At 68.7% G+C, this 3531-nt stretch carries 3 protein-coding genes and 1 tRNA gene; 1 reads left to right on the forward strand and 3 read right to left on the reverse strand.

The features are described 5' to 3' along the window. Both AC5RUJ_RS12705 and argS read right to left on the reverse strand, forming a co-directional pair. Positions 1-691 (reverse strand): diaminopimelate decarboxylase family protein (locus tag AC5RUJ_RS12705; protein ID WP_494155951.1); only part of this gene is annotated, 691 nt, incomplete at its 3' end. Further along, positions 691-2334 (reverse strand): arginine--tRNA ligase, encoded by a 1644-nt coding sequence (gene argS, locus AC5RUJ_RS12710; protein WP_494128876.1) that lies wholly within the window; start codon positions 2332-2334, stop codon positions 691-693. The genes argS and AC5RUJ_RS12705, both read right to left, overlap by 1 nt. A 204-nt stretch (positions 2335-2538) precedes the next feature. Here argS and AC5RUJ_RS12715 point away from each other — a divergent pair. Then, positions 2539-2611: transfer RNA gene (locus tag AC5RUJ_RS12715), tRNA-Arg, on the forward strand. 84 nt (positions 2612-2695) lie between these two features. On the opposite strand, the gene AC5RUJ_RS12720 is transcribed toward AC5RUJ_RS12715, so the two are convergent. Next, positions 2696-3325 carry a hypothetical protein gene (locus AC5RUJ_RS12720; protein ID WP_494000138.1) on the reverse strand — a complete coding sequence of 210 codons (630 nt, stop codon included), beginning with the start codon at positions 3323-3325 and terminating at the stop codon, positions 2696-2698. Positions 3326-3531: the final 206 nt, after the last annotated feature.

Genomic DNA, 3531 nt, shown 5'->3' on the forward strand with positions numbered 1-3531 from the left:
GCCGGGGCTGCGCACCGGCGTCGTGCCCCGCGCCCTGGTCGGCGCCGGCCATCGAGAGCCCGAACTTCTGGTCTTCGTGCGCCGTGGCAATGAACTCGTGGGTGTGCGCGTGCACGCCGGGGGTCAGCCGCAGCATCACGTTGGCCATCTCGCCGCGGGCCGCGGCGATGGCTCCCAGGCGTGCCAGTTCGTCGAGGCTGTCCACCACGATGCGGCCCAGCCCCATGTCCAGCGCGCGGTGGAGTTCGGCGTCCGACTTGTTGTTGCCGTGCAGGCCCAGGTCCTCCCCCGGGATGCCCGCGCGGGCGGCCACGGCCAGCTCCCCGCCGCTGCAGGTGTCCAGCCGCAGCCCCTCCTGCGCCACCCACCGGGCGATCTCCACGCTGAGGAACGCCTTGCCGGCGTAGTACACGTCGACGCCGCCGCAGAGCGTGCTGAAGGCCTCGTCGAAGGCCTGCTTGAACTCGCGCGCGCGGGCCCGGAAGTCGTCCTCGGACACCACGAACAGCGGCGTGCCGAACTGCTCTTTCAGCCGGGTGACGCCGAGGCCGGAGATTTCCAGCTCGCCCTCCGCGCCGCGGGACACGTCCCGGGCCCAGAGCTTGGCGTCCAGCCGGTTGACGTCCTGCGGGCAGGTGAGCCAGTCCGGAGCCAGGTCGGACGCGGCGGCGGTTTCGTGTGCTGCGGGCATTACATCCTCTCCGGCGCGCTGACGCCCAGCAGCCCAAGACCGTTGGCCAGGACCTGGGTGACGGCGGCGTTCAACCACAGGCGGGTACGGTGCGTATCGGTGACTGCGCCGTCGCCGATCGGCGTCACCCGGCAGGCGTCGTACCAGCGGTGGTAGGCGCCGGCGATGACTTCCAGGTGCCGGGCGACGCGGTGCGGTTCGCGCAGCTTCGCGGCGGTGGCGACCACCGACGGGTAGGCCCCGAGCACGGCCAGCAGCTCGTTCTCCGTGGCATGGTCCAGCAGCGAGGCATTGAAGGCGCTGCGGTCCACGCCGGAAGAGGCCGCGTTGCGCGCGACGGCGCAGGTGCGCGCGTGGGCGTACTGCACGTAGAAGACCGGGTTGTCGTTGCTGTGCTTGACCAGCAGGTCCAGGTCGATGTCGATGTTGGAATCGGCGTGCGAGCGGGTGAGGGCATAGCGGGCGGCATCCACCCCCACGGCGTCGACCAGGTCCTCCATGGTCACCACCGTGCCGGCCCGCTTCGACATGCGCAGGGGCTTGCCGTCCTTGACCAGGTTGACCATCTGCCCGATCAGCACTTCCACCCGGTCGGCGTCGTCGCCGATGGCGGCCGCGGCGGCTTTCAGCCGGGCGACGTAACCGTGGTGGTCTGCGCCGAGCATGTAGATGCACAGGTCAAAGCCGCGGTCCCGCTTGTTCTTGAAGTAGGCGATGTCGCCGGCAATATAGGCGGCATTGCCGTCGGACTTGATGACGACGCGGTCCTTGTCGTCACCGAAGTCGGTGGACTTCAGCCACCAGGCACCGTCCTGGAAGTAGAGGCTGCCGGAGGCTTTGAGCTGCTCCAGCAGCTTTTCAACCGCGCCGTCCTCGAACAGGGAGTTTTCGTGGAAGTAGACGTCGAAGTCCACCCCGAACTCATGCAGCGATTCCTTGATGGCGCCAAACATCAGTTCAACGCCGCGGCTGCGGAACTCTTCCTGCGGGTCGGCCGCCGACAGCGCATCCGGATTCTGCCGCAGCACCGCCTGGGCGATGTCCGCGATGTAGTCACCGCCGTAGCCATCCTCGGGGGCGGGTTCGCCCTTTGCCTTCGCCAGCAGCGAGCGGGCGAAGCGGTCGATCTGCGACCCGTGGTCGTTGAAGTAGTACTCGCGCGTGACGTCGGCACCCTGGGCGGCCAGGATGCGGGCCAGGGCGTCGCCGAGTGCCGCCCAGCGGGTCCCGCCCAGGTGGATCGGACCGGTCGGGTTGGCGGAGACGAATTCGAGGTTGATCCGCTGGCCCGCCAGGTCGCCGGCGGTGCCGAAGGCGCTGCCGGCCTCCACGATGCTGCGGGCCAGCGTTCCGGCTGCGGCGGCGTCCACGGTGATGTTCAGGAATCCGGGTCCGGCGATGTCCACCCGGCTGACGCCGTCGATCTTCTCCAGCCGCGCGCTGAGGATTTCGGCGAACTGGCGCGGGCTCATGCCGGCCTTCTTGCCCAGCTGCATGGCGATGTTGGTGGCCCAGTCCCCGTGCTCGCGGTTCTTGGGGCGCTCCACCCGGACCTCGCTGGGCATTTCGACGGCGAAGTCGCCGGCGTCGACGGCGGCCTGCAGGCAGGCGGCAATGGCAGCGGAAAGTTCTTCAGGAGTCACCCCACAAGCATAGGGCAATCCCTTGATCCGACCGGCTTTCGGCGGGCTGGCTGTGACCGGGCTCGCAGGCGCACTGTGCCGGCCGGACCGGCCACCTTGCATGCGGCCGCCGTCGGGGCCGGTCCGGGCGCATTTCTTCTGGCGGCGCAGATACTGATAAGCTCAATAGGTCCCGCAGGGCACCGGGTTTCCAGCCGGTGCCGCGCCCTCGTAGCTCAGGGGATAGAGCGTCTGCCTCCGGAGCAGAAGGCCGTAGGTTCGAATCCTATCGAGGGCACTGAAGCGCAGGACAAGGGAGAATCCCCGGCTCAAGAGCCGGGGATTCTCCCGTTAACGGCAGCCGGCCTGCGCCGGAGTCACCTCACTCGCCGTCTCCCGGCCCGTCGAAGCGGCGGTCGACGCCCACCTGGTCCACCTTGCGGTGGAAATGCATGCCGGACCTGCCACCAAGAATGGCACCGGCGAGCGAGACCAGCGCGGCGACGACCAGGAATACGATGCCGCCGGTCGTCAGCTCCCCTTCGCCTAGGGGCACGCGGGGGAAACTGTTCAAGCTGCTCAGCACATTGAACTGGCTGCCAGCGATCAGCCCCAGGATGGCGAGCACAATGGCAACCACGATCGCCCACAGCCACACGGCCAGCCCCTGCTTGACGCCGTCGAAGCGGGCCATCCGGCCGGCCACGTACCCGCCGCAGAAATACGAAATGAACAAGATGACGGCCAGGATGATCCCGCCCACTATGCCGACCGTCCCCAGGTTCCGGGACGCCTGCTCGGCGACCTGCGCGGGATCGGCGCTCTCGGCGATCCCCACGGCGGCGCCGATGGCGGCCATCAGCGCCGTCAGGATGACTCCGATCCCGGTGGCCGCGAGCCAGCCGAAGAACGCGGAGCCCCACTTGATGCCGCCGAATTGGCGCCTCTCCGCCGCTACCACGTCATTGCGTCGTTGTTTCGGGCTTCTGGCCCCTTCTGCAGCTGAACTCATCACCGGTTCTCCTTTATTCGCTTGGGGTGCGCGCACCCGGCAGGCGCATGCACCCTGCTCATCCGCCGCGCATCGCCCGCCGGACTACTAAGCACACTTATGAGTGTGCCTGCACGCGGGCCGCGGTACAAGGACAACCCCCGGCGTGCCGCAGAGGGAAACGGCCCCCTAGCGGGCCGCGCTGCCTGCCGGCTGCCGCGCGCCGG

This window comes from Arthrobacter sp. Y3223164 (genome assembly GCF_059091005.1).